This window comes from Geobacter sp. 60473, assembly GCF_036323535.1.
In the GTDB taxonomy this organism is placed as follows: domain Bacteria; phylum Desulfobacterota; class Desulfuromonadia; order Geobacterales; family Geobacteraceae; genus Geobacter; species Geobacter sulfurreducens.
Genome location: NZ_AP028967.1, coordinates 3,318,548 through 3,343,503 on the forward strand (window position 1 = coordinate 3,318,548; position 24,956 = coordinate 3,343,503).

Here is a 24,956-nt window from a genome sequence, read left to right on the forward strand (position 1 = left end):
CAGGGACGGAGAGGAGCAGTGGTGGAGAGACAAGAGGAGCGCTACGATCTGTCGGTGCCGACGGAAGGTGAAGCGGAACGGCTCGACCAGTTCGTGGCCCGTTCGGTCCAGGGAATAACCCGTTCGGCGGCCCAGCGCCTCATCGAGGAGGGGCGGGTGACGGTGGACGATCGCGTCGAGAAGCCGTCTCTCAAGCTTCGGGGTGGCGAGCGGGTGGTGGTGACGGTGCCGCCGCCGGCCCCTGCTGTGCCTGAAGCGGAAGAGATTCCGCTGGTCGTCCTCCACGAAGATGGCGACGTGGTGGTGGTCGACAAGCCGGCGGGCATGGTGGTCCACCCGGCCGCGGGAAATCCCGGCGGGACCCTGGTCAACGCCCTTCTGGCCCACTGTACGGATCTCTCGGGCATTGGCGGTGAGATTCGTCCCGGCATCGTCCATCGCATCGACAAGGATACCTCGGGCGTCCTGGTGGTGGCCAAGAACGACCGGGCCCACGAATCGCTCTCCCGACAGTTCCACGACCACACGGTCAAGAGGGTCTACCTGGCTCTGGTCTACGGCTCGCCCCGCGAGGACAAGGGACGGATCGAGGGGGCCATCGGCCGGCATCCCACGGACCGGAAGAAGATGTCGGGCACGGCGCGCCACGGCAAACACGCGGTCACCCACTGGCGGGTGGCCGCCCGTTTCACCGGCGTGACGCTGCTGCGGCTCCGGCTGGAAACGGGGCGTACCCACCAGATCCGGGTGCACATGGCCGAGGCCGGGTTTCCCCTGGTGGGGGACGAGGTCTATGGGGGCGCCGGCCGGATCAACAACCTCAGGGACCCGGTCCTGCGCAAGCTCATCCGGGAGCTGGGCCGTCAGGCGCTGCACGCCAAAACCCTTGGTTTCGTCCACCCGGTCACGGGGGAGTACCTGGAGTTCGACACGGAGCTGCCCGAGGATATGGCGCGGATTATCGATTTTCTGGAACGACAAGGAGCCTGATCATGGAGATGAAACGAGCCGACAAGGTTCATTACGTGGAACCGTCCCTGCTGGCCGCCGCAGGTGTGGCGGTGCAGGGATTCACCACCCGCCACGAAGGGGTGTCGCGCACCCCCTACAATTCCCTCAACCTGGGTACCGGTACCGCGGACTCCTCCCACAGCGTGGAGGGGAACCGCAGCATCCTGGCCCGGGCCTTCGGCGGCACCGTTGAGCGCCTGGTGACCGTCACCCAGGTCCATGGGACCGACCTGCTGGTCATCGACGCGCCGAACCCCGATTACGGCTACTTTCAACGGCTGGAGGCCGACGGGATCATTACCAACCAGCCCGGCGTAATGATCGGCGTCTGTGTTGCCGACTGCGTGCCGGTGCTCCTGCTTGATCCGGTGAAGGGCGTCGCGGCGGCACTCCACGCGGGGTGGAAGGGAACTGCATCGGGCATCTGCCGCAAGGGGGTGGATGCATTTATCACCATGTTCGGCTCCGATCCCCGGGATATCCTGGCGGCTGTGGGGCCGGCCATCGGTCCCTGCTGCTACGAGGTGGATACCCCCGTCGCCCAGGCCTTCCGCCAGGGGGGCTGCGAGTGGGACGAGGTCGCAACCCTCAGCGGCGTGGCCCGGTGGCAGCTGGACCTGGCGCGGGCCAACGCGCGGCAGCTGGCAGCCTCGGGTATTGCGGAGCGGAATATCGAGACGAGCGGCCAGTGTGTCTGCTGTTCGCCGGAGCAGTTCTTCTCCTACCGTCGCGACAAGGGAGATACCGGTCGGCAGATGGGATTCATCATGCTGAAAGGATAGGGCGGGGGCGCCGATGAAGTTTTCCATTTCCGATCAGATCCGGTCAGTCCAGTGCGCTCCCATCTCCGAGGTCAAGAGCTGGCTCGCTCACCGGGAGCCCGACCCGGAGCGCCCGCTGGTGGATCTGTGCCAGGCCGTGCCCGACTATCCGCCAGCCCGTCAGCTGACCGACTACCTGGCGGTGCTTCTGGACGATCCGCTGGTGTCGAAATACTCGCCCGACGAGGGACTCCCAGAGGTGCGCGAAGGGGTGTGCACCCGCTACGGCCGGGTCTACGGCGCGGCCATGAATCCGGATCAGCTTTGCCTCACCATCGGCGCCAGCCAGGCGTTCTGGCTCGCCATGGTGACCCTCTGCCGCGCCGGGGACGAGGTGATCGTCCCGCTCCCCGCCTACTTCGACCATCCCATGGCCCTGGATATCCTGGGCGTCAGGCCGGTCTACCTTCCCTTTGACGAGGAACGGGGCGGGGTGCCTGACCCCGTTGCGGTGGAGCGTCTCATCACCCCGCGCACCAGGGCCATTCTGCTGGTGACCCCCTCCAACCCCACCGGCGTGGTCACGCCGCCGGAAACGATCCAGGAACTCCACGGGTTGGCCCGGCGCCGGGGCATCGCACTGGTCCTGGACGAAACCTATGCCGACTTCATCCCCGGCGGTGAGCGGCCCCACGATCTTTTCCAGGACCCCCGCTGGGGGGATCACCTGATCCACCTGATGTCCTTCGGCAAGACCTATGCCCTCACGGGGTACCGGGCCGGCTGTCTCGCCGCGTCGAAAGAGTTCATCGGCCACGCCCTTAAGGCCCAGGACACCATGGCGGTCTGCCAGCCGCGCATCACCCAGCATGCCGTGCTCTACGGGGTCAGCCATCTGGACGGCTGGGTGGAAGAGAACCGGCTCATGATGACCCTGCGGCACGACCTCTTCCGGTCGCTCTTTACCCGTCCCGGCAATCCGTTCAGCCTCGTGGCGAGCGGCACCTTCTTCGCCTGGGTGCGGCATCCCCTGCAGGAGGGCACCGGCCGGGAGGCTGCCCGCAGGCTGGCCGTGGAAGCCGGCATCATCTGCCTCCCCGGCGAAGTGTTCGGCCCCGGCCTCGAATCCTACCTCCGGCTCGCCTTCGGCAACATCCGCGACGAAGCCATCCCCGGCGCGGTGGAGCGATTCCGCTCGTTTGCCCCCTGAGGTTCTCCTCTTCCGATTTTCATCCGCCTGCCGCGGAACGAAAAAAGCCCCCTGCCGAATGTCACGGCAGGGGGCTTTTGCGCAGAAGCGTTCGCGATTCAGAACTCCTGGGGCATGGCCTTGACCTGGGCCGCAGTGAAGACCGGGCCGTCCTTGCAGACATAGACATTGCCCACGTTGCAGCGGCCGCACTTGCCGAGGCCGCACTTCATCCGGTTCTCCAGGGTCGTGTAGATGGCCGTGTCGGCGAATCCCAACTTCTCCAGCACGGGAAGGGTGAACTTGATCATGACGGGCGGTCCGCAGACCAGGGCGATAGTGTTTTCCGCGGCCGGCGCTGCCTGCTCCAGGACCGTCGGCACAAAGCCCACCTGTCCGTCCCATGAGGGGGAATTACCCCCCGGATCCACGGTCTTTACCAGGCGTACGTCGCCCCGCTCCTCCCACTCCCTGAGCTCCCGCTTGTAGACGAGGTCGGCCTCGGTCCGGGCGCCGTAGACGATGGTGATGTCGCCGAATTTCTCCCGCCAGTCCAGGCACTGCCAGATGAGCGTCCGCAGCGGCGGCAGCGCAATACCTCCGGCCACGAATACGAGGTTCTTGCCGAAGAACTCTTCGACGGGAAACGAGTTGCCGTAGGGTCCGCGCACACCGATGGTGTCGCCGGTCTCCAGGGAACGCAGCGCTTCCGTGACCCGCCCCACGGCCCGGAAGCAGCACTCGATGTATCCCTGCCGGGTGGGGGCCGAGGCGATGCAGAAGGTGGCCTCGCCGGCGCCGAAGGCCGAGTACTCGGCAAACTGGCCGGCCCTGAAGGTAAAATGCTCCCGCACCCGTTCATCCTGAAAGACGAGCCGGAAGGTGCGGATGTCGGGGGTCTCGTCAACGATCTCCTCGATCGTTGCCAGGTGGGGGAGGTAGATGTTCTTGTGGTCGCACATGGTGGAGCCCTTTTATCCTTCCGCCAGTTTTGCCGCCAGGTCCGAGAATGCCTGGCCCTTTACCTTGAGCTCCACGGGGCGGTTGTTGTCTCCGAAGCCGATGGTGATCACGCCACCCAGCAGGTGGTTTTCCATTTCCGCGAACAGAACTGCCCTGGGATTGATCAGCAGGTTGCCGGACTGCACGAAGCCGCGCTTCAGCAGGTTGGCCGCGAATTGTTCCTGCTCCGCTCTGGATACCTTCTTGAAGAGCTGTTTCCGGATGGCCGGTCCGTCGAACCAGACATCCATGATCCGGCTGGCGTCGGTCACCAGCGGATTGTCCTCCGGCGTGGTCATCTGGACGGCGACAACCCGGTCGATGTTGATGAAGCGTTCCATGGGGAACTCCTCTTACTTGTTATTGATGTCGTCAATGATCTGGGCGATGTCGATCCCTACCGGACAGGCGCGGATGCACCGTCCGCAGCCGGTGCAGAGGCGCTGGCCGAACTTGTCGTGGTAGTACTTGAACTTGTGCATGATCCGGTTGCGGTAGCGATGGGGCTGTACCTCGCGGGGGTTGTGGCCCGACGCATGGTAGGTGAATTTGCCGAAGCCGCAGGCGTCCCAGTGCTTGCGGCGCGCCCCCTGCTTCTCGCTCCCCTCGTCGCTGATGTCGAAACAGTGGCAGGCGGGGCAAAGAAAGGCACAGGCGCCGCAGCCGGCACAGCGGGCGGCGATCTTTTCCCAGAGGGGGTCCTCGAAATGGGTGTCGAGCCAGGCCTTGATCCGGTTCAGGTCGAGCGGCCCCAGCTGGGGCTCGGCAAGGGGAACGGGCTCGCCGGCATCCGCCTCGTCAAAGAGCCCGGCATGGGCGGTCAGGAGCGCCTCACCCTTGTCGGAAATCACGTCGCAGCGATAGGTGCCTCCGGCCAGGGGGGTGAGGAAGAGATCGCTTCCCCTGGTGTCCGCCGGGGAAAGCCCCACCGCCGTGCAGAAACAGGCATCGTCCGCGGTGGTACAGGCAAGGCCGATGATCGTGGTCTTGCGCCGCCGCTCCAGAAAAAACTCGTCCTTGAAGTCCCAGGAGAAGACCGCGTCGAGCACCGGGGCCGCCGCCACGTCGCAGGGGCGGGCGCCGATGAGCACCGTCTCCGGGAAGCGGGCCGGGTCGATGTCGTGCACCGTGGTCCCGGAACTGCTCTTTTCATAGGTCAGGATATTCTCGCACAGGGGGAAAAAGGTCTCCTTGGCGGAACGGCGGGGCAGCTCTCCCAGGGACAGCTCTTCCGCAGAGGCCAGCGGCTCGTACAAGGTCAGGGTGCCCGCGGCTTTCGGGCCGATGACCCGTTTGCCCTCGCCCACGAGCGTATCGATGAGAAGGCGGAGATTCTGGTCGGTGATGATTTTCGGCATGGGGGTTCCTGGAGGGGCGGCCCGGCCGGGCGCCCCTGCATGGTTATTTTATGAACGATTGATCGTCGTCTTCCCGGTACTCCGCCAACGGACCCTTTTCCTTTGCCTGGAAGCCCGCCTCGTGGCCGTAGAGTTCCTTCAGCTCCTTGGCCATTTTGCGGTTGAGGAGGTTGAGCGGGATGTCCATGGGGCACGCCCGTTCGCACTCGGCACAGCCGGCGCAGCGGCCGGCCAGGTGCATGGCCCGGACCATGTGCCAGGCCATGTTTCCCGCCGGACGCGGCGTGGTCTCCACCGCCTGGGGGCGGTTGCGGTCGCAGAGGCATTGCTCGCAGTAGCAGAAGGGGCAGACCTGGCGGCAGGCGTAGCAGCGGATGCAGCGGGAGAAATGCTCCTTCCAGAACGCCCACCGCTCGGCCGGGGTCATGGCTTCGAGCCGGGCCAGTTCAGCCGCCTCGTGGGGGGTGAAGTCGGGCCGCCGGGGGACGGTTCCCAGGGATACATCGGCCCCTTCGGGGAGCCCTGCGGCGCATTCCCGGCACTTGCGGGCCAGGGTGCCGTCGTCCAAGGGGGCGTTGCCCCGGACCGCCGGACCGTAGACCCCGGCACAGGCCACGCCGATGATGTAGATGTCGTCGCGCTTGAGCTGGTTCTCACCCATGAGGCCGGCCAGGGCCTTCATGTCACACCCTTTGGCCACCACGGCCAGCTTGCCCTTCTCCCGGACTTCCTTCTTGGCCTTGGTCAGGTAGAGGGCCAGATTGTTGACGCAAGAGGGGGAAAAAATGAGTTTTTCAGCGTCGGCAGGCTCGGTGACGATGGCCGGTACGGCGCTTCCCCTGCGGCGCCCCGCCTGCCAGCCGATCACGGCGGCAGCCGTGCCCGATTCCAGGACCTTTTTCGCTTCCGCCCGCAGGGCGTCGGTGACGGCGTCATAGAGCGCTGTGTCGATGGTATGTGCGGTATTCGTCATGATGAACCCTTGCAAGCTCCGTGGGAGCCGGCTTCAGATGTCGTTGTACGCGGCCTTGAGCTCAGGCGTGTCGATGGCCCCGGACCAGTGTTCCTCGGCTTCCAGTTCCTTGAATTCGGGCATGGGCCCCAGGGCGCGAATCCGTTCGGTCAGCTCGGTCACCACCTCAACCCACTTCCCCCCCTCGGCGGCCGAAACCCAGGAGAACTGGAGCCGCTGGAGATCGACTCCGATGAAGTCCAGGAGTTGGCGAAAAGCGGCGAAGCGGCGTCGCGCGTGGAAGTTGCCGGCCATGTAGTGGCAGTCGCCCGGATGGCAACCCGATACCAGGATGCCGTCTGCCCCTTTCTGGAATGCCCTGAGAATGAAGACCGGATCGATCCGGCCGGTGCAGGGAAACTTGACCACCCGGACATTGGCGGGATAGTGCATCCGCGAGGTCCCGGCCAGGTCGGCGCCGGCATAGGTGCACCAGGTGCAGACAAAGGCGACTATCTTGGGTTCGAAAGCGTGTTTCTCTTTGTGTACGTGCATTAGAGCGCCTCGATCATGGCCATTATCTGCTCGTCGGTGTAGCCATCCAGCTCCACGCTCTTGGATGGGCAGGTGGCCTGGCAGGTGCCGCAACCGCCGCAGACCCCGGGGTTCACGTAGGCCACGACCCGGATCAGGTTCCCCTGCCGGTCGCGGATTTCTTTCTCTTCCACGGCGCCGTAGGGGCAGACCTTCTTGCAGTAAAGGCAGGCCACGCAGCGCCGCTCGTCCACCTTGGCCACGATGGGCTCCCGCTCCAGTTCATCGCGGGCGAAGAGGGTCATGACCTTTGCCGCAGCGGCCGACGCCTGGCTGACGGTGTCGGGGATATCCTTGGGACCCTGGCAGGCCCCGGCCAGATAGACCCCGGCGGTGGCGCATTCCACGGGCTTGAGCTTGGCATGGGCCTCGGAGTAGAAGTTGTAGTTGTCATAGGAGATGCCGAGCTTCTGGGCGAGGGAGTCGGCTCCCTCCCGCGCCTGCACGGCGGTGGCGAGCACCACCAGGTCCGCCTCGATCTCCACCTGGACACCCACGTGGACGTCGCTCCCCATGACCACCACCTTGTCCCCCTTCTGGTAGAGGCGGGAGACCATTCCCCTGATGTAGACCGCCTCCTCTTCCTCGATGGCCCGGCGCCAGAACTCGTCGTAGTTCTTGCCCGGCGTCCGCGCGTCCATGAAGAAGACATAGGCCTGGCCGTCGTGCACCTTGTGCTTGTAGAGCATGGTGTGCTTGGCCGTGTACATGCAGCAGATCTTGGAACAGTAGGAGATCCCCTTTTCGCGGGCCCGGGAGCCGACGCACTGGACAAAGACCACCTGTTTCGGCTCCTTCCCGTCCGAGGGGCGAACGATCTTGCCCCCCGTGGGGCCCGAGGCGGAGGCAAGCCGCTCGAAGGTGAGCCCGTCGATCACGTCGGGGATGGTGCCGTAGCCGAACTCGCCGTACCCCTCGATGGGGGAGCCGGCCGGCTTGGGGCCGATGTCGTAGAGCGAAAAGCCGGTGGCCACCACGATGGCTCCGGCCGGCTCGACGATGAGCTGGTCCTGCTGTTCGTAGTCCACTGCCCGGGGGCCGCAGACCTTGGCGCAGACGCCGCACTTTCCCGACTTGAAATAGGTGCAGTTTTCCCGGTCGATGACCGGCGTGTTGGGCACAGCCTGGGGGAAGGGGACGTAGATGGCGGGGCGCATCCCCAGGTTCTTGTCGAAACTGTTCGGGATCTTCTTCTGGGGACACTTGGCCATGCAGACCCCGCAGCCGGTGCATTTTGACTCGTCCACGGAGCGGGCCTTCTTCCGGATGGTCACCTGGAAGTTGCCGATGTAGCCGTCAACGCTCTCGATCTCGCTGTAGGTGTGGAGGGTGATGTTGGGATGGTTGGCCACATCCACCATCTTGGGGGTCATGATGCACTGGGAACAGTCCAGGGTGGGAAAGGTCTCGGAGAGCTGGGCCATGTGTCCGCCGATGGAGGGCTCCCGCTCCACGAGCACCACCTTGTGGCCCGCGTCGGCTATATCCAGGGCTGCCTGGATGCCGGCGATGCCGCCGCCGATGACCAGGGCCCGCTTGGTGACCGGTACGGTGATCGGCACGAGCCGCCGGTCCTTTTTGACGCGGGCCACCATCATCTCCACAATGGAGATGGCCTTGGCGGTTGCCTCGTCCCGGTCCTCGTGAACCCAGGAACAGTGTTCGCGGATGTTGGCCATCTCGCAGAGGAAGGGGTTCAGGCCGGCCGCCTTGGCCGCGGTGCGAAAGGTCTTCTCATGCATCCGGGGGGAACAGGCCGCCACCACGACACCGTCGAGGCGGTGTTCGGCCACCGCCTTTTTCAACAGGCCCTGCCCCGGATCGGAGCACATGTATTTGTAGTCGGTGGCAAAAGCAACGCCGGGAACTTTGGCCAGTTCCCCGGCCACGCGCTCTACGTCAACGGTGCGGGAGATGTTTTCGCCGCAATGGCAGACAAATACGCCGATTCGGGACATCTAGACCAACCCTTTCTCTTTCAGAAGCGGCAGGGGGTTGACGATCATGCTGTCGAACCCGAGCTTTGCCGGCGCCACCCCCACTGCCAGGGCCAGGAGCTGGGTCATGTAGAAGACCGGCATGTCGAACCACTGGCCGCTGGCTTCCTCGATCTCCTTCTGGCGGATGTCCAGGTTGCCGTGACACAGGGGACAGGCCACCAGGATGCAGTTGGCGCCGGCCGCCTTGGCCGAGGCGAGGATGTCGCCGGAGAGTTTCAGTACCACGCCGGGACGCGAAAGGGTGAAGTTTGCGCCGCAGCACTCCATCCGGTGGCTCCAGGTAACCGTTTCGGCCCCGGCTGCGCCGATGACCCGCTCCATGATGGTCGGCGCCTCGCAGTCGTCCAGTTCCGGCACCTCGGGCGGCCGGGTCAGCAGGCAGCCGTAATAGCAGGCAACCTTGAGCCCCTCCAGCGGCTTCCTCACGGCTGCCGTCAGCCGGTCGAGGCCGAAGTCCTTGGCCAGAATTTCCAGAAGATGCTTCACCTTGTTGTCGAAGGAAACCTTCCCGTCGATGGCGTACTCCACCTGCCGGCGCTTTTCTTCGTTATCCGCCAGCCGGTGCTGGGTCACCTTCAGGCGCGAAAAGCAGGCGGCGCAGGCCACGGCCAGGTCGCCTCCAACCTCTTCAGCCAGGGACAGGTTTTTGGCACAGAGGGAGAGAGAGAGGAGCTCGTCCACGTTGTGGGCCGGGGTAGCGCCGCAGCAGAGCCAGTCCGGGACCTCGTGGAGCCCGATTTTCAGCGCCCGGAATAGGCCCCGGGTCGACTCGTCGTACTCTTTTGCCGAAGCGTGGAGGGAGCAGCCGGGATAATAGGAATAGTTCAGCAGGTTCTTGGCGGGGGTCACGGGGCTTCACCTTTTTTGCGCAGCGCTTCGATCCGGGCGAAGATGTTCTCGATCTCTGCGATGTTGCGGTTTTTCCGGTGGAACATCCGGAGCTTTCCCTTGGTGATCAGCTTCGGTCCAAGCATCAGGTCCTTGAGGAACTGGCCGCTTTTCACGTTGAAGACTGCGGCAAGCCGCATCTCGTACTGACGGCCGTAGGTGCGGATGTTTTCGATGAACAGCCGGTTCGCCAGCTGGACCAGGCTTTCCTTGGACGGGCCCTTGGCATCCCACGAGCATTTGCGCAGTGCGTCCATGATGGCGGCCAGATCCACTTTGTTGGGGCAGCGGGTGGTGCAGGTCTCGCAGGAGGCACAGTACCAGATGCTGCGTCCCGCCAGCACGCGTTCGTACTGACCCAGTTGCAGGAATCGGACGATCCGGTTGGGGGGGTGCTCCATGAACGAGCGCATGGGGCAGCCGGCCGAACACTTGCCACACTGGAAACAGCGGCGGACCGAACTGCCCGAGAGAGCTTCGACCTTGCGCACGAAACCGAGATTCATGGTTTCGGTCGAGAGGCGCATCGTGGAGTGCTTCACACTACCTCCTGGTGGCGGGTGGGGCCGCAGGAAAACAGCGACGGTGAACGGGCCAAGATCTGGGGGCGGGAGGAAGGGGTGTCTTCCGCGGATGCGGCAGGATGATGCCCCGGCGGATCTTGCCGGATGATAGCAGGGCCAACAGCTGTTTTATTTTTACTAAACAAGTGCCGCCGCCATCAGCGTATTGACGGGTGGGTGTAGGGAAAAATTTTAGTCTTGATAAATTGTGCTATCACACGAAAGGCCGCTTTGTCAACGCCAAAGTAAAACGGCGTATGGCAACAGTACGATCTGCCAAAAGCTTGCGCGCGATCAAGGTGTCGCATAAGTGGTAAGACCACTTTTGTGTTTACCATGTAACTCCTTGGTTCGTCAAGGTAAAATACCGCTTGGAAATACCCATGAAGACTGGTGAAGGAGATGGGATAATGGGTAATCGCTGCGAATTATAGGGATTCAGGCCTGTTAGTGCTGGTCAGGCCAGGATGGCCGCTCGCCGGTGTGTTGGAACCGCTGAATGCATGGTAACAAAAAAGAAACAGTCTATGGAAGCCTCTTTTGACAAGGTGGGCGAAATGGATTACAAGGGGTGGTAGCTCTGTTGGTTTCGAGGTCTCTCATCAGCGAACTTTCCCGATTATACGGTTACATGCGTCCCTGTTGGCGCACGTATCTTTTTGGCGCCCTCTGCCTGGTCGGCACGAACGGATGCGCACTCCTGATCCCCTGGCTCCTGAAGCTTGCCGTGGAAGGGCTGCGGTCTCCCGGTCAGGCGACCCGCTCACCGGCTTGGTATGGCGGGGTCATTATCGGCGCGGCACTTGTGCAAGGGGTCATTCGCATTTTCTCGCGCACCAGGCTTTTGCACGCCGCGCGCAGGATTGAGTTCGCCATCCGCGAGGACCTTTTCGCCAAGCTTCTCTCCCTCGACATGCCCTATTTTTCCGGGGAGCGGACCGGCGACCTCATGTCGCGCTTCGCCAACGACCTGACCAATATCCGGATGCTCCTGGGCTTCGGGGTGCTGAACGTCATCAATACGGCCGTCATTTATGGGGCGGCGCTGGTGCTCATGGCGAACATTGACGTGACGCTCACCGTTCTGGCTGTTGCGCCGTTCCCTCTTATGATCCTGGTGGTCAAGGGGCTCTCGCGGAAGATGTATCACTGCTCGCGGCGGGCGCAGGAGGAGTTGGCGAAGCTTTCCAGTCAGGCTGAGGAAAATGTCTCCGCTGCCGTCGTGGTGAGGGCCTACCGTCGCGAGTCGGCAGCGGTGGATGCCTTTCGCCGGGCAAGTCTCGACTACTTTGCCAGCAATATGGCGATGGCGCGCCTGAGGGGGCTCATGCTCCCTCTCATGGCGGCCACGTCGGCCCTAGGCACCCTGGTGGTTCTTTTTGTGGGCGGAAGCCGCGTCATCGAGGGGATTATCACCTTGGGCGACTTTGTCGCTTTCAGTGGCTACCTGGCCATGCTCGTCTGGCCCACGGTCATTTTTGGCTGGATACTCAGCCTGATCCAGCGGGGAGGCGCCTCCATGGCCCGCCTGAATGAGATCTTCGACGCCCGGCCGCAGGTAGTTGACCCGGAGGCGCCGGCGTCGGTCGCCGCCATCCGGGGGGAGATCGAGCTGCGGGGTCTCCGCTTTGGCTACAACAGCGGGGAGGTGTTGCGAGGTGTGTCGCTCCGGGTTCCGGCTGGCACGCGGGTCGGCATTGTGGGGGGCGTCGGATCGGGTAAGACGACCCTCGTGCGCCTGCTTGCGCGACTCTATCCCGTTGGTGACGGGCAGATTTTTGTGGATGGAACCGACATTAACCGGATTCCCCTGGAGGTGCTCCGGCAGTGTATTGGCCTTGTGCCCCAAGAGAGTTTCCTTTTTTCCCGGACGATCGGCGAGAACATTGCCTGCGGCAGGGATGGGGCCACGGAGAGCGAGGTGATGCAGGCGGCGCGGCTGGCCAGTCTGGATGGCGATCTGGCCCGTTTCCCCCGGGGGCTTGCCACTGTCGTCGGCGAACGGGGAGTAACCCTGTCGGGGGGGCAGCGGCAACGGGTGGCCATCGCCCGCGCGCTGTTGCGCAATCCTTCCGTCCTGGTGCTCGACGATCCGCTTTCTGCGGTGGATGCCCGGACCGAGGAGGAAATCCTCCGGTCATTGGCCGGGTACTACGGTGATCGGACCGTGGTAATTATCACCCATCGACTCTCGGCCGTTCGTACCTGTGATGTCATTGTGCTGCTCAAAGACGGTGTCATTGCCGAGCAGGGAAGCCATGATGAACTTGTTGCCCGGGGTGGAGCCTACGCGGCCCTCTGGCACGAGCAGCAGTTGCGCGACGAGATCGCCGGTTTCCGGGAAGATGGCGTGGAAAAGGAAGGGGAAAAAGGGGCTTTACAAACGGAAAATGCTGTATTATAGTCCATCGTTCCGGAGAGATGTCCGAGTGGCCGAAGGAGCACGATTGGAAATCGTGTGTACTGCAAGGTACCGAGGGTTCGAATCCCTCTCTCTCCGCCATAAGCAATCCATGCCCCTTGGGCTAGCCTTCATATCCGCGCTGTCCGGGCGCTCCGATCCGGTGGCCGGAACCCCTTTGCGGGCAGAGCTGATAGCTGGGTCCCGCGCAACGGTAGGTTATGAACCCCGCCAGATCCGGAAGGAAGCAACGGTAGTAGCTGATTCCGTGTGCCGCGGGGGAGCCCAGCTATCAGTTGTGCCCGCAAAATCCCCGATGTGCCCCTCTCCCTTCGCAAGCGCACGAACCGAACCCGTAGTGAGGTGTTGACCCGTGTCCTATCTCGTTCTCGCACGAAAGTGGCGTCCCCAGACCTTCAGCGACCTCACGGGACAGGAGCACGTCAGCCGAACCCTCCAGAACGCCATTGATTCCGGCAGGATCGCCCACGCGTTCCTCTTCACCGGGGCACGCGGCGTCGGCAAAACCTCGTCGGCCCGGATACTGGCCAAGGCCCTCAACTGCGAGCAGGGTATGAGTCCCGAGCCGTGCAACGTCTGTCCCGCCTGTGCCGAGATCACGGCCGGCACCTCGGTCGATGTTCTTGAGATTGACGGGGCCTCCAACACCGGCGTCGACGATATTCGCGAGCTGCGGGAGAACGTCAAGTACCTTCCGTCGCGGTTGCGCTACAAGATCTTCATCATTGACGAAGTCCACATGCTCTCCACCAACGCCTTCAACGCCCTGTTGAAGACCCTGGAGGAGCCACCGCCCCACGTGAAGTTCATCTTTGCCACCACCGAGCCCCACAAGCTTCCCATCACCATACTCTCACGCTGCCAACGCTTCGACTTCCGGCGGATTCCGCTTGCAAAGGTGGTGGCCCGACTGCGTTACATCGTCGACCGTGAGGGGATTTCCATCAGCGACGAGTCCCTTGCCGTGGTGGCGCGCAAGGGAGACGGCAGCATGCGGGACTCCCTGTCGGTCCTGGACCAGGTGCTTGCCTTCTGTGGCGAGACGGTGAACGATGATGATGTGGTGAGCCTTCTGGGTGTCGTGGACCGGCGCCTGCTGCTGGAGGCGTCGGCCGCCGTTTTGGGCCGTGATACGCGCAGTGCGCTCGGGGTGGTTGCCCGGGTGGACGAATTCGGTTACAACATGCGTCAGTTTTGCGGCGAACTTATCGACCATTTCCGCAATCTGACCATCATGAGGGCCGTGGGCGATGCGGGAGACCTGCTCGACCTCTCCGAGGCGGAGCTCCAGTCGGTTCGTGAACAGGCATCCTCGGCGCTGCTGGAGGATCTGCAGCGGCACATGACAATCCTCCTGCGGGCCGACGGCGAGTTGGCTCACTCGGGCTACCCCCGGCTGGTCCTGGAGATGGCGCTGGTTCGAATGGCGACGCTGGCGCCCCTGGTGCCGGTGGGTGAACTGCTGGACAGGCTCGGCAGAATCGAGGAGCGGGGCAGCGGTGTTGCTGCCGACGCCCGGGCGTCATGGCGCCCCTCACCCCCGCCGGAGGCCGGGGTCACCCCTGTGCCGACGCGTCCGGCCGACCACCCGCGTCCGACACCCTCTGCCCCGGCCGAACAACGACCCCGCCCCGTTCCTGCCGGGGCTGAGGCAAAGCCGTCCCCGTCGCGTAGTGACTCGCCCGTTCAGGAACCTCGGCGGACCGGGGATGAGTGGGCCGATTTTGTTGCATTCGTCAAGGGGGCCAAGCCCCGGATCGGCACATCGCTGGAGTACGGCAGTCCGCTGCATATTGCCGCTGACCGCCTAGAAATCGGTTTTCCGGAAAACTCCTTTGCCCTGTCGAGCCTCCGGGACGGCGATGCGCAAGCATCTCTCAAGGCCTTGGCGGAGCGCTTCTTCTCGGCACCCATGACGGTTGCCCTCAAGGTGTTGACCGGTGAAGGCCATGCACCTCCCAACCTGCTTGAAAAAAAAAGAACTGAAGATGAGCAGCGCCGCACCGGCCTGAAGCGGTCGGCCGAATCCCATCCGGCGGTATCCTCGGCCCTTGAGGTCTTTGACGGAACACTCGCAGAGGTTACTCCGCTGGGGACGCGAGGCAAGCTATAACCATGTTTTAGTTTCAACAAAAGTCATTGAGCGAGAGTAAATTTACATCACAGTAACAATGGAGGAGAAGATGTCCAAGGGTTTGGCCGGAATCATGAAGCAGGCTCAGATGATGCAACAGAAAATGGCGAAACTTCAAGAGGAAGCCGCCAATCGGACCGCCGAGGCCACCGCGGGGGGCGGCGCGGTCACCGCCGTGGTGAGTGGCAAGAATCAGATTGTTTCTCTGGCGATCAAGCCCGAGGCAGTTGATCCGGAAGATGTCGAAATGCTTCAGGACCTGGTCGTCACGGCCGTAAATGAGGCGCTCAAGAAGGTTCAATCCCAGTTTGCCGAGGAGATGAGCAAGGTTACGGGCGGACTCAATATTCCCGGCCTGTTTTAAAGGGCAGTATACGCGAACTTGATTTGCTGTTCGTTTCCGGGAAAGATCGGACTTCGGACAGGCGTTCGGCGAGGGGGTTCCTCTCTGGATAAAGTCACTTGTAATTAGTAATTTAGCCGAAATTTTATTTCGGCTAAATTTTTTTATTAACATTATAATAAAAAAATGTTTTAAATGGCGGATAAAGTATGGTACATTTTTCAGACTCATTGTCACGGTTGCTCGCGGAACTGCAAAAGCTGCCGGGAGTTGGCGAGAAAACCGCCCTGCGCCTCGCCTTTCATCTTTTGAAATCCCCCGACAACGCCGCTGCCCTGGCTGACAGTCTTCGGGACGTTATATCCCGGGTGCGGTTCTGTTCCGTCTGTTTCGGCATTACCGAGGACGATCCCTGCCGGTTTTGCTCCGATGCCCGAGATGACGGTGCCATCTGCGTCGTCGAGGAACCCCAGGACCTTCTGGCCGTTGAGCGGACCCGAGCCTTCAAGGGGCGTTATCATGTGCTCCAGGGGGCGCTGTCCCCGCTCAACGGTGTTACACCCGACCGGCTCCGCGTTGCGGAGCTCATGAAGCGGCTGGAGGGGGGAGGGGTTCGGGAAGTGGTTATTGCCACCAACTTCTCCGTGGAGGGCGAAGCAACCGCGCTCTATCTGGCCAGGATGATCAAGCCCCTGGGGGTCAGGGTGACACGACTCGCCCACGGGATACCGCTCGGCAGCGATCTAGAGTTCGTGGATGCGGCCACGGTGCAGCGGGCGCTGGAAGGACGGAGCGAGTTGTAACAACGTTGTACTATTCAACGCACAGGTTTCGGGCTGTACGTACCTATCGCAGAGGAGGAGAGCATGAGTCGCAAAATGGTAACCATCGACGGCAATACCGCGGCTGCCCACGTGGCGCACGCCACCAACGAGGTCATTGCCATCTACCCCATTACCCCTTCGTCGGTCATGGGTGAGATTTCCGACATCAAGAGCGCCATGGGCGAGAAAAACATCTGGGGAACCGTACCGTCGGTTGTCGAGATGCAGTCGGAAGGCGGCGCTGCCGGTGCCGTGCACGGTGCCCTCCAGGCAGGTGCGCTGACCACCACTTTTACCGCCAGCCAGGGCCTGCTCCTGATGATCCCGAACATGTTCAAGATCGCCGGCGAGCTGACCTCTACGGTCTTCCATGTCTCCGCCCGCGCCATCGCGGCCCAGGCCCTTTCCATCTTCGGTGACCACTCGGACGTCATGTCCTGCCGCTCCACCGGCTGGGCCATGCTCTGCTCCAACAACTCCCAGGAGGTCATGGACTTCGCCCTGATCGCCCAGGCCGCCACGCTCCGCTCCCGGGTGCCGTTCCTCCATTTCTTCGACGGCTTCCGCACCTCCCACGAGGTTCTCAAGGTGGAGGAGCTGACTTTCGACGACATGTGCGCCATGCTGGACGACGAGTTGATCGCCGCCCACAAGGCCCGGGGCCTCTCTCCGGACCATCCCGTCATGCGCGGCACCGCCCAGAACCCCGATGTCTACTTCCAGGGGCGCGAGACCGTTAACCCCTTCTACCCGAAATGTATCGAGATCGTGGAAGAAGAGATGAACAAGTTCGCCAAGATTACGGGCCGCCAGTACAGGCTGGTGGACTACGTGGGCGCCCCCGACGCCGACCGGGTCATCGTCATCATGGGCTCCGGCGCCGACACGGTGCAGGAGACCGTGGAGCACCTGAACACCAAGGGTGAGAAGATCGGCGTGGTGAAGGTCCACCTCTACCGGCCGTTCCCCATCGACGCGTTCATTGCCGCCCTCCCCAAGACTGTGAAGAAGATCGCGGTCCTCGACCGGACCAAGGAGCCCGGCGCCTTGGGCGAGCCCCTCTACCTGGATGTCCGCACCGCCATCGGCGAGGCCATGGCCGACGGGAAGTTCCAGTTCGACGGCTACCCGGTCATCGTGGGCGGCCGCTACGGCCTCGGTTCCAAGGAATTCACCCCGGCCCAGGCCAAGGCGGTGTTCGATAACCTGGCCACTGCCAAGCCGAAGAACAAGTTCGTGGTCGGCATCACCGAGGACGTGACCAACAGCAGCCTCCCCCTCGACCCGTCCTTCTTCAATCCGATGGAAGGGGCCTACCAAGCCATGTTCTTCGGCCTCGGCTCCGACGGTACCGTGGGTGCCAACAAAAACTCCATCAAGATCATTGGCGAGATGACCGACAACAACGCCCAGGCCTACTTCGTCTACGACTCCAAGAAGGCCGGCTCCATGACCACCTCGCACCTGCGCTTCGGCAAGAAGTACATCCGGGCGCCGTATCTGGTGCAGGAAGCCGACTTCGTGGCCTGCCACAACTTCGCCTTCGTGGAGAAGTACGACATGCTGGCCAAGGCGAAGCAGGGTGCCACGTTCCTCCTGAACGCCCCTTACGACCACAACGAGGTGTGGGACAGGCTCCCCGCCGACATGCAGCAGCAGATCATCGATAAGAAGCTCAAGTTCTTCGTGATCGACGGCGTGCGCCTCGGCAACGAGATCGGACTCGGTCCCCGGATCAACGTGATCATGCAGACCGCCTTCTTCAAGATATCCAACATCATCCCGCTGGATCAGGCCGTTGACGAGATCAGGGACGCCATCAAGAAGACCTACGGCAAGGCGGGCGAGAAGGTTGTGGAGATGAACTACAAGGCGGTTGACGCCGGCCTCAACAACTTCTACGAGGTGACGGTGCCGGCAACGGCCACCAGCACCCTCCAGAAGCCCCCTGTGGTCAGTGCCAAGGCCCCTCAGTTCGTGCAGGAGACCACCGCACCGATTATCGCCGGCCTCGGCGACGACCTGCCGGTTTCCAAGATGCCTGCCGACGGCACCTTCCCGACAGCGACCTCCCAGTTCGAGAAGCGGAACATCGCCGTGGAGATCCCCGTGTGGGATGAGCAGCTCTGTATTCAGTGCGGCATCTGCTCCTTCGTCTGCCCCCACGCCACGATCCGGATGAAGGCCTATGACGCCTCTGCCCTTGCCGGTGCTCCGGCAGCGTTCAAGTCGGTTGACTGCAAGATTCCCGAGTTCAAGGGGCAAAAGTTCACCATCCAGGTGGCCCCTGAAGACTGCACCGGCTGCGGCGCCTGCGTCCACAACTGCCCGGCGAAGAGTAAGGAAGACCCGAACCACAAGGCCATCAACATGGCATACCAGCCGCCCCTGCGCGCTCAAGAAGTCGAGAACTGGGACTTCTTCCTCACCATCCCGGACGTGGACCCCACCGTGGCCAAGCTGGACACGGTCCGCGGCTCTCAGCTGGTCCGGCCGCTGTTCGAGTTCTCCGGCGCCTGCCTCGGCTGCGGCGAGACCCCGTACCTGAAGCTCCTGACGCAGCTCTTCGGTGACCGGACCGTCATTGCCAACGCCACCGGCTGCTCCTCCATCTACGGCGGAAACCTGCCCACCACCCCCTATGCCCAGCGGGCCGACGGGCTCGGTCCGGCATGGTCCAACTCCCTGTTCGAGGATAACGCCGAGTTCGGCTACGGCATGCGGCTGGCGGTGGACAAGTTCAACGCCATGGCCCTTGAGCTGGTCGACAAGCTTTCGTCCTCCTGCTCCTGCTCTTCCTGCACGAGCGCGGTGCCCCTCATGAACGAGATCAAGGGCGCCGACCAGTCGAGCCAGGCCGGCATCGAGGCCCAGCGCGGTCGGGTGGCGGAGCTGAAGAAGGCCCTTGCTTCCTGTCCCGAGCCGGATGCCAAGCGCCTGCTCACCGTGGCCGACTACCTGGTCAAGAAGTCCGTCTGGTGCATCGGCGGCGACGGCTGGGCGTACGACATCGGCTACGGCGGCCTTGACCACGTCATCGCCAGCGGCAAGAACATCAACCTGCTGGTGCTCGACACCGAGGTCTACTCCAACACCGGCGGCCAGGCTTCCAAGTCGACCCCGCTGGGCGCAGTGGCCCAGTTTGCCGCCGGCGGCAAGCCGGTCTCCAAGAAGGACCTGGGCATGATGGCCATGGCCTACGGCTCGGTCTATGTGGCCACCGTCTCTCTCGCCAACCCGGCCCAGTGCATCAAGGCGTTCCTGGAGGCCGAGGCCTATGACGGCCCGTCGCTCATCATTGCCTATGCCCACTGCATCGCCCACGGCATCGACATGACCAGCGGCGTGGATGCCCAGAAGCGTGCGGTTCAGTCCGGCTACTGGCCCCTCTACCGCTATAATCCGCAGCTTGCCGCCGAGTGCAAGAACCCGCTCCAGCTCGACAGCAAGGCCCCGACCATCGCCTTTGAAGAGTACGTCAACAGCGAGAACCGCTACCGCGTCCTCAAGAAGAACAACCCGAAAGGGTACGAGGATCTCATGAAAAAGGCGGCAGCATGGTCCAAGGCCCACTTCAGCTACTACCAGAAGCTGGCGGCCCTCAACTTCGAGGATACCTGCGAGAAGTAGCAGTTGACCCATAACAGCCAGAAGGCCCCGACGGATGAACTCGTCGGGGCCTTCGTTTTTGGGAAGGAGGAAGCACGGCCCGCTCTTTCGGGAGGTAGCCCCCGACTTGCTTGGCCTTGATGTTGCATTGTAAACGGTTACTGCCGGGCCCGCGGCGCCTGAAAGGACGACAAGCGTCACACTGACCGTTAGAATTCTTGTGTGAGTGTCAAATTTTTGTTATAACGGGCCGTCATTCCACAACCCGGTCGAGGGGTGTTTCATGTCCTATCCTCAGATGGTCATGTACGATGAGGAGTTCAAGCTGATCAATGCGATCATTGAGAAGCTCCTCCGGGAGGCCAACGCCAAGGTCATCTTTCTGGTCGACAAAAACGGCCAGCTCATCTCGGGAGTGGGGGAGACCGAACGGTTCGACACCACCTCGCTTGCATCGCTCACTGCGGGCAATATCGCGGCCACTGGCGGCCTGGCCAAGCTGATCGGCGAGAAGGAGTTCTCCATCCTTTTCCACGAGGGGGAAAAGGACAACCTTCACATCTCCATCGTCGGTGGGCGGGTAATCCTCGTGGTCCTGTTCGACAACCGCTCGTCCCTGGGGCTCGTCCGGCTTAGGGTGAAGAAAGCGTCGGACGAATTGACCACCGTGTTTGACCGACTCATGAAAAAGGCCGAGGAAAAGGAGCGAAGCGGTATCCAGGAGTTTCCCTTCGCCGAGATCACCGACGACGACATCGACAATCTTTTCAGCTAGCGGCGGGGGTACGGCGCAATGTCTTTCATCAACTACGCTTCGCGAGAGATAAACTGCAAAATCGTCTATTACGGCCCCGGCCTGTGCGGCAAGACCACCAATCTCCAGTACGTCTACCAGAAGACCGCTCCGGAGGCCAAGGGGAAGATGATCAGTCTCGCCACCGAGACCGAACGGACCCTGTTCTTCGACTTCCTTCCCCTTGCCCTGGGCGAGATCAGAGGGTTCAAGACCCGATTCCACCTCTATACGGTGCCGGGACAGGTCTTTTACGACGCATCCCGCAAGTTGATCCTCAAGGGGGTTGACGGGGTCGTTTTCGTGGCCGACTCCCAAGAGGAGCGGATGGATGCCAATATCGAGTCCTTGGAAAACCTTGCGTTTAACCTGAAGGAGCAGGGGTACGATCTGGAGAAGATCCCTTTTGTGATCCAGTACAACAAGCGGGATCTCCCCGGCATAGTGCCGGTTGAGGAGTTGCGCCGGGAACTCAACCACCGGAACGTGCCCGACTTCGAGGCATGCGCAGCCACCGGTGAAGGGGTGTTCGAGACCCTCAAGGCCGTGGCCAAACTGATCCTCATCGATCTCAAGAAGGGGCGCTGAACCCCTCGCGACTGGCAATCAGCCGACAAATAACCACGAAAAGTCCAAGGGTTTCCTTGGGCTTTTTTCGTTGTGCGGAGCCGAACATTAGCGCTACTATGGGCTCCGGCGACAGATACCAAAGGGGACGGACAGCCCGGCAGGAGAGCGATGCACTACGGCAGCGCCTACGAGGATGAAATAGTCGGCAAGGCATATGACCGGGGGCTCATGCTGCGGTTCATCCGGTATGTGCATCCCTATCGCTGGCTGGCGCTGGCGGCGCTCGTGCTCCTGCCGCTCTCGGCGGCGGCCCGGCTGGCGCAGCCGCTGGTCCTCAAGGCCGCCATCGACGATCACATCGTCACGGGGCGGCTGGAGGGATTGCCGTTGGTTGCCGCAGGGTTTCTCCTGCTCATCGTGGCCGAATCGCTGATAACCTTTCTCGAAGTGTGGCTTCTCCAGTACCTGGGACAGCGGGTAATGCTCGACCTGCGGTTGGAGCTGTTCGCCCACGTGCAACGCCTTCCCGTCTCCTTTTTCGACCGCACCGCCACCGGCGGCCTCGTGACACGGCTTACCAGCGATGTGGAGGTGCTCGGCGAAATGTTTGCCGCCGGCATCATCACGATTGTTGGTGACATCCTCTTTCTGGCCGGCATCGTCGGTGTAATGCTCTGGCTGAACCCCCCGCTTTCGTTGATCACCTTTTCGGTGCTGCCGCTGCTTGTCTGGGTCGCATTCACATTCAGGATCAGGATGCGCAAGGCGTTTCGGGAGGTGCGCGCCCGCCTGGCGAACCTGAACACCTTTCTGGCCGAAACCATCGGCGGAATGTCGGTGATTCAGCTCTTCAACCGCCAGGCCGGGGAACGGGCCGAGTTTTCCCGGCTCAACGGCTCATACCGTGACGCCAATCTGCCGGTCATCACTTGGGACGCCTCTCTCTACGCTCTTGTGGAGACACTCTCCTCGGTGGCTGTCGGCCTCATCGTCTGGTACGGTGGAGGAGAGGTTATCACGGGGGCCCTCACCTTCGGAGCGCTGGTTGCCTTCATTCAGTACATTGAGAAATTTTTCGGCCCGATTCGGGACCTGTCGGCAAAATACTCCATCATGCAGGGCGCCATGGCCGCGCTTGAGCGGATCTTCGGCCTGCTCGACACGCCACCCGATCATGACGCCGGAATCACCGGTCCTGCCGTCAGCGCCGGCGCGCCTACCATCGAAACCATCCGGTTTCGCAACGTCTGGTTTGCCTACCAGGGGGACGACTACGTCTTGCGTGGAATCGATCTGACGATTCGCCGGGGCGAGACCGTGGCGCTCGTTGGGGAGACCGGCGGCGGCAAGACGACGGTGACCCGTCTCCTTTCGCGCTTGTACGACGTAAGCAGGGGCGACATCCTTTTCAACGGCGATGATGTCCGCTCGATCCCCCTGTCAGAACTCCGCCGTCGGATCGGGGTGGTCCTCCAGGACCCTTACCTCTTCACCGGCACGGTGGGCTTCAACATCCATCTGGGAGACGAGCGTGCCCGTGCCCGGATGGAGGACGCAGCCCGACTGGTGGGAGCAGACCGCTTCATTCGTCTCTTCCCCGGAGGTTACGACGAGCAGGTGCGCGAGCGGGGGAGCAATCTGTCGGGCGGGGAGCGCCAACTCATTTCCTTTGCCCGCGCCGTTGCCTTCGACCCTGAGATTCTCGTGCTGGACGAAGCAACCGCCAGCATCGACACCGAGTCGGAGCGGCTCATTCAGGAAGGGCTTGCCGCACTTATGGCTGGTCGCACTTCCATTGTGGTGGCGCACCGCCTCTCGACGGTCCAGGGGGCGGACCGGATAGTGGTCATCCACAGGGGTGAAAAGGTAGAAGAGGGGACCCACGGCGAGCTCCTGGCGCAAGGGGGCATCTATGCACGGCTCTATCAGCTTCAGTTCAGGGATTGACCTGATGTTGCATCTTCCGGAGGTATTGTTATGAAGCATTTGATTCTCGGCACTGCCGGGCACATCGACCACGGCAAGACGTCACTGGTACGGGCGCTTACCGGCATCGACACCGATCGCCTCCCCGAGGAAAAGGCGCGCGGCATCACCATCGAGCTGGGATTCGCCCACCTTGAGCTGCCGGGAGGGCTTCAGTTCGGTATCGTGGACGTGCCGGGGCATGAGCGTTTCGTCAGGACCATGGTGGCGGGGGTCGGCGGCATGGACCTGGTGATGCTCGTCATTGCTGCAGACGAAGGTGTCATGCCCCAGACCCGGGAGCACCTGGAGATCTGCCAGCTCCTGGGGGTTAAAAAGGGGCTTGTTGCCCTTACCAAGAGCGATATGGTCGATCCTGACTGGCTGGAGCTGGTAGTGGAGGAGGTCCGGGACTATCTGGCCGGGAGCTTTCTTGAGGAGGCGCCCATCGTGCCGGTTTCTTCCCGGACCGGTGCCGGCATCGGGGCCGTCAAGGCGGAGCTGGCGCGACTGGCAGGCCAGGTGGACGAAAAGAAGACAGAGGGTCCCTTTCGCCTTCCGGTTGATCGAGTCTTCACGGTTATGGGCTTTGGCACGGTGGTCACCGGCACCCTGCTGTCGGGCGCCATCAGTGTGGGAGACGAGGTAGAGCTTTTGCCGTCGGGGCTGTCCGCCCGGGTTCGGGGGGTCCAGACCCACGGCCGCCGGGGGGATGCCGCCAGCGCCGGGCAGCGGGTGGCGGTCAACCTTCAGGGGGTGGAGCATACGGAGGTGGGACGGGGAGATATCGTGGTTCCCCGTGGCGTCTACCGGACCACGCGCGCCGTGGATGCCCGGCTCGACTATCTGCCGTCGGCGCCTCGGGAGTTGCGGCACCGCTCGACGCTCCGGTTGCACTCCGCCACCTATGAGGTGCCTGCCCAGGTGATTCTGTTGGACCGTGACGTGCTCGCCCCCGGAGATTCGGCGTTCGTCCAGCTGCGCCTCAAGCACCCCGTCCTCCTGCTGCCGGGAGACCCCTTCGTGCTTCGTTCCTACTCTCCCCAAGCAACCCTTGGCGGGGGGAACGTGCTCGACCCCATGCCCCCGCGCCGCCGCCGCCGTTCCGACGAGGCCCTTGCGCTCCTGGAGGCGCTCGGTGAGCGTTCCGAGTCCGATACGGTGCGGCTTCTCGTGTCGGGCAGCCTGCTCACCGGCATCTGCTTCGAGGATATTGTCGTGCGCGGCGGTCTCAGCGCCCGGCGCGCCGAGGCCGCCATGGCAACGCTTCTGTCATCCGGCGACGTGGTCCAGATGGTGCGCGAACCGCGCATATTTCTCTCTCGCACCTCCTTTGTCTCGCTCAAAGGGGTTCTGCTGTCTGAGGTCGAGGAGTATCTCCGGGACAACCCACTCAGGGAAGGTCTCGGCAAGGAAGAACTCAAGACCCGCCTGCCGCGGCGCAGCGATCCACGGTTCTTCACTCCCCTTCTCATTTCCCTCGAGAAAGAGGGCAAGATCGTTGTGGATCGTGATCTGGTGAAGCTGCCGGGCCGCAAGGGAACGATAACTGTGGACCAGGCGGATCTTCAGGTCCGCCTCGAGAAAGCGCTCCAGCGCGGCGGGTATGAGCCGCCCACCATCAAGGAGATGTGCGACTCCCTGCACTGCGCTGAAAAAATGCTGCTGGAGCACCTCAACATCTTGGCTCGGGAGGGGCGGGCGGTCAAGGTGAAGAGCGATATTTTCTATGCGCCAGAGCCTTTGGCTGACATCCGAGAAAAACTCATGGCATACCTCCGTGAGAAGGGAGAAATAATGCCGCCGGAGTTCAGGGAGCTCACGGGGTTGTCTCGCAAGTTCATGATTCCGCTGCTCGAATTTTTCGATCAGGGGAAAATAACGATTCGTGTGGGTGACAAACGGGTTCTCAGGCGGGGATGATGTGTCGCATAGGGAAATCCCTGATTTGCATAGGCGAGGGCATAGGGTATTATTT

General features: G+C 62.6%; 20 protein-coding genes, 1 tRNA gene and 1 other RNA gene. 14 read left to right on the forward strand and 8 right to left on the reverse strand.

All coding sequences use genetic code 11. The annotated features are described in order from the left end of the window. The first annotated feature begins 21 nt into the window (after positions 1-21). Genes AABA48_RS15055 through AABA48_RS15065 form a run of 3 tightly spaced genes read left to right on the forward strand, consistent with a single transcriptional unit; the run spans position 22 to position 2,982 of the window. Complete coding sequence (locus tag AABA48_RS15055) at positions 22-990, forward strand: RluA family pseudouridine synthase (RefSeq protein WP_286352544.1); 969 nt, start codon at positions 22-24, stop codon at positions 988-990. 2 nt (positions 991-992) lie between these two features. Continuing rightward, on the forward strand, positions 993-1,793 hold the full coding sequence (gene pgeF, locus AABA48_RS15060) for a peptidoglycan editing factor PgeF (RefSeq protein WP_286351128.1): 801 nt from the start codon (positions 993-995) through the stop codon (positions 1,791-1,793). Positions 1,794-1,806: 13 nt separating this feature from the next. Then, positions 1,807-2,982 (forward strand): aminotransferase, encoded by a 1,176-nt coding sequence (locus tag AABA48_RS15065; protein ID WP_286351129.1) that lies wholly within the window; start codon positions 1,807-1,809, stop codon positions 2,980-2,982. Positions 2,983-3,080: 98 nt separating this feature from the next. Here AABA48_RS15065 and AABA48_RS15070 read toward each other — a convergent pair whose 3' ends face one another. Genes AABA48_RS15070 through AABA48_RS15105 form a run of 8 tightly spaced genes read right to left on the reverse strand, consistent with a single transcriptional unit; the run spans position 3,081 to position 10,297 of the window. After that, positions 3,081-3,923 carry an FAD/NAD(P)-binding protein gene (locus tag AABA48_RS15070; protein ID WP_286351130.1) on the reverse strand — a complete coding sequence of 281 codons (843 nt, stop codon included), beginning with the start codon at positions 3,921-3,923 and terminating at the stop codon, positions 3,081-3,083. Between the two features lie 12 nt (positions 3,924-3,935). Beyond that, positions 3,936-4,304 (reverse strand): hypothetical protein, encoded by a 369-nt coding sequence (locus AABA48_RS15075; protein WP_286351131.1) that lies wholly within the window; start codon positions 4,302-4,304, stop codon positions 3,936-3,938. Between the two features lie 12 nt (positions 4,305-4,316). After that, positions 4,317-5,321, reverse strand: a complete 1,005-nt coding sequence (locus AABA48_RS15080) for a 4Fe-4S dicluster domain-containing protein (RefSeq protein WP_286351132.1) — start codon at positions 5,319-5,321, stop codon at positions 4,317-4,319. Between the two features lie 43 nt (positions 5,322-5,364). After that, a complete protein-coding gene (locus AABA48_RS15085) occupies positions 5,365-6,294 on the reverse strand; it encodes a 4Fe-4S dicluster domain-containing protein (RefSeq protein ID WP_286351133.1) in 930 nt (309 codons plus the stop codon). Positions 6,295-6,327: 33 nt separating this feature from the next. Continuing rightward, on the reverse strand, positions 6,328-6,828 hold the full coding sequence (locus AABA48_RS15090) for a hydrogenase iron-sulfur subunit (protein WP_286351134.1): 501 nt from the start codon (positions 6,826-6,828) through the stop codon (positions 6,328-6,330). After that, positions 6,828-8,825 (reverse strand): CoB--CoM heterodisulfide reductase iron-sulfur subunit A family protein, encoded by a 1,998-nt coding sequence (locus AABA48_RS15095; protein ID WP_286351135.1) that lies wholly within the window; start codon positions 8,823-8,825, stop codon positions 6,828-6,830. Before AABA48_RS15095 ends, AABA48_RS15090 begins: the two co-directional genes overlap by 1 nt. Continuing rightward, positions 8,826-9,716 carry a CoB--CoM heterodisulfide reductase iron-sulfur subunit B family protein gene (locus AABA48_RS15100; protein WP_286351136.1) on the reverse strand — a complete coding sequence of 297 codons (891 nt, stop codon included), beginning with the start codon at positions 9,714-9,716 and terminating at the stop codon, positions 8,826-8,828. Beyond that, positions 9,713-10,297 (reverse strand): 4Fe-4S dicluster domain-containing protein, encoded by a 585-nt coding sequence (locus AABA48_RS15105; protein WP_039647364.1) that lies wholly within the window; start codon positions 10,295-10,297, stop codon positions 9,713-9,715. Before AABA48_RS15105 ends, AABA48_RS15100 begins: the two co-directional genes overlap by 4 nt. Positions 10,298-10,949: 652 nt before the next feature. Between AABA48_RS15105 and AABA48_RS15110 the strand changes: the two genes are divergently transcribed. From AABA48_RS15110 to selB, 11 genes are all read left to right on the forward strand, one after another. Continuing rightward, complete coding sequence (locus AABA48_RS15110; RefSeq protein WP_286351137.1) at positions 10,950-12,722, forward strand: ABC transporter ATP-binding protein; 1,773 nt, start codon at positions 10,950-10,952, stop codon at positions 12,720-12,722. Positions 12,723-12,733: 11 nt separating this feature from the next. After that, positions 12,734-12,821 (forward strand) — tRNA-Ser (locus AABA48_RS15115). A 93-nt stretch (positions 12,822-12,914) separates the two neighbouring features. After that, positions 12,915-13,013: signal recognition particle sRNA small type (ffs, locus tag AABA48_RS15120), an RNA gene on the forward strand. A gap of 79 nt (positions 13,014-13,092) precedes the next feature. Next, a complete protein-coding gene (gene dnaX, locus AABA48_RS15125) occupies positions 13,093-14,853 on the forward strand; it encodes a DNA polymerase III subunit gamma/tau (RefSeq protein WP_286351138.1) in 1,761 nt (586 codons plus the stop codon). 70 nt (positions 14,854-14,923) lie between these two features. Then, entirely contained in the window at positions 14,924-15,238 is a 315-nt protein-coding gene (locus AABA48_RS15130; RefSeq protein WP_010940772.1) for a YbaB/EbfC family nucleoid-associated protein, read from the forward strand. A 188-nt stretch (positions 15,239-15,426) separates the two neighbouring features. Next, entirely contained in the window at positions 15,427-16,020 is a 594-nt protein-coding gene (gene recR / locus AABA48_RS15135; RefSeq protein WP_286351139.1) for a recombination mediator RecR, read from the forward strand. 63 nt (positions 16,021-16,083) lie between these two features. Next, positions 16,084-19,671 (forward strand): pyruvate:ferredoxin (flavodoxin) oxidoreductase, encoded by a 3,588-nt coding sequence (gene nifJ / locus AABA48_RS15140; protein ID WP_338270701.1) that lies wholly within the window; start codon positions 16,084-16,086, stop codon positions 19,669-19,671. 262 nt (positions 19,672-19,933) lie between these two features. After that, entirely contained in the window at positions 19,934-20,425 is a 492-nt protein-coding gene (locus tag AABA48_RS15145) for a roadblock/LC7 domain-containing protein (protein ID WP_039647353.1), read from the forward strand. An 18-nt stretch (positions 20,426-20,443) separates the two neighbouring features. Beyond that, a complete protein-coding gene (locus tag AABA48_RS15150) occupies positions 20,444-21,031 on the forward strand; it encodes a GTP-binding protein (RefSeq protein WP_039647351.1) in 588 nt (195 codons plus the stop codon). Positions 21,032-21,181: 150 nt separating this feature from the next. Then, on the forward strand, positions 21,182-22,960 hold the full coding sequence (locus AABA48_RS15155) for an ABC transporter ATP-binding protein (RefSeq protein WP_286351141.1): 1,779 nt from the start codon (positions 21,182-21,184) through the stop codon (positions 22,958-22,960). A 30-nt stretch (positions 22,961-22,990) separates the two neighbouring features. Beyond that, a complete protein-coding gene (gene selB, locus AABA48_RS15160; protein ID WP_286351142.1) occupies positions 22,991-24,901 on the forward strand; it encodes a selenocysteine-specific translation elongation factor in 1,911 nt (636 codons plus the stop codon). The last annotated feature ends 55 nt before the right edge of the window (positions 24,902-24,956 follow it).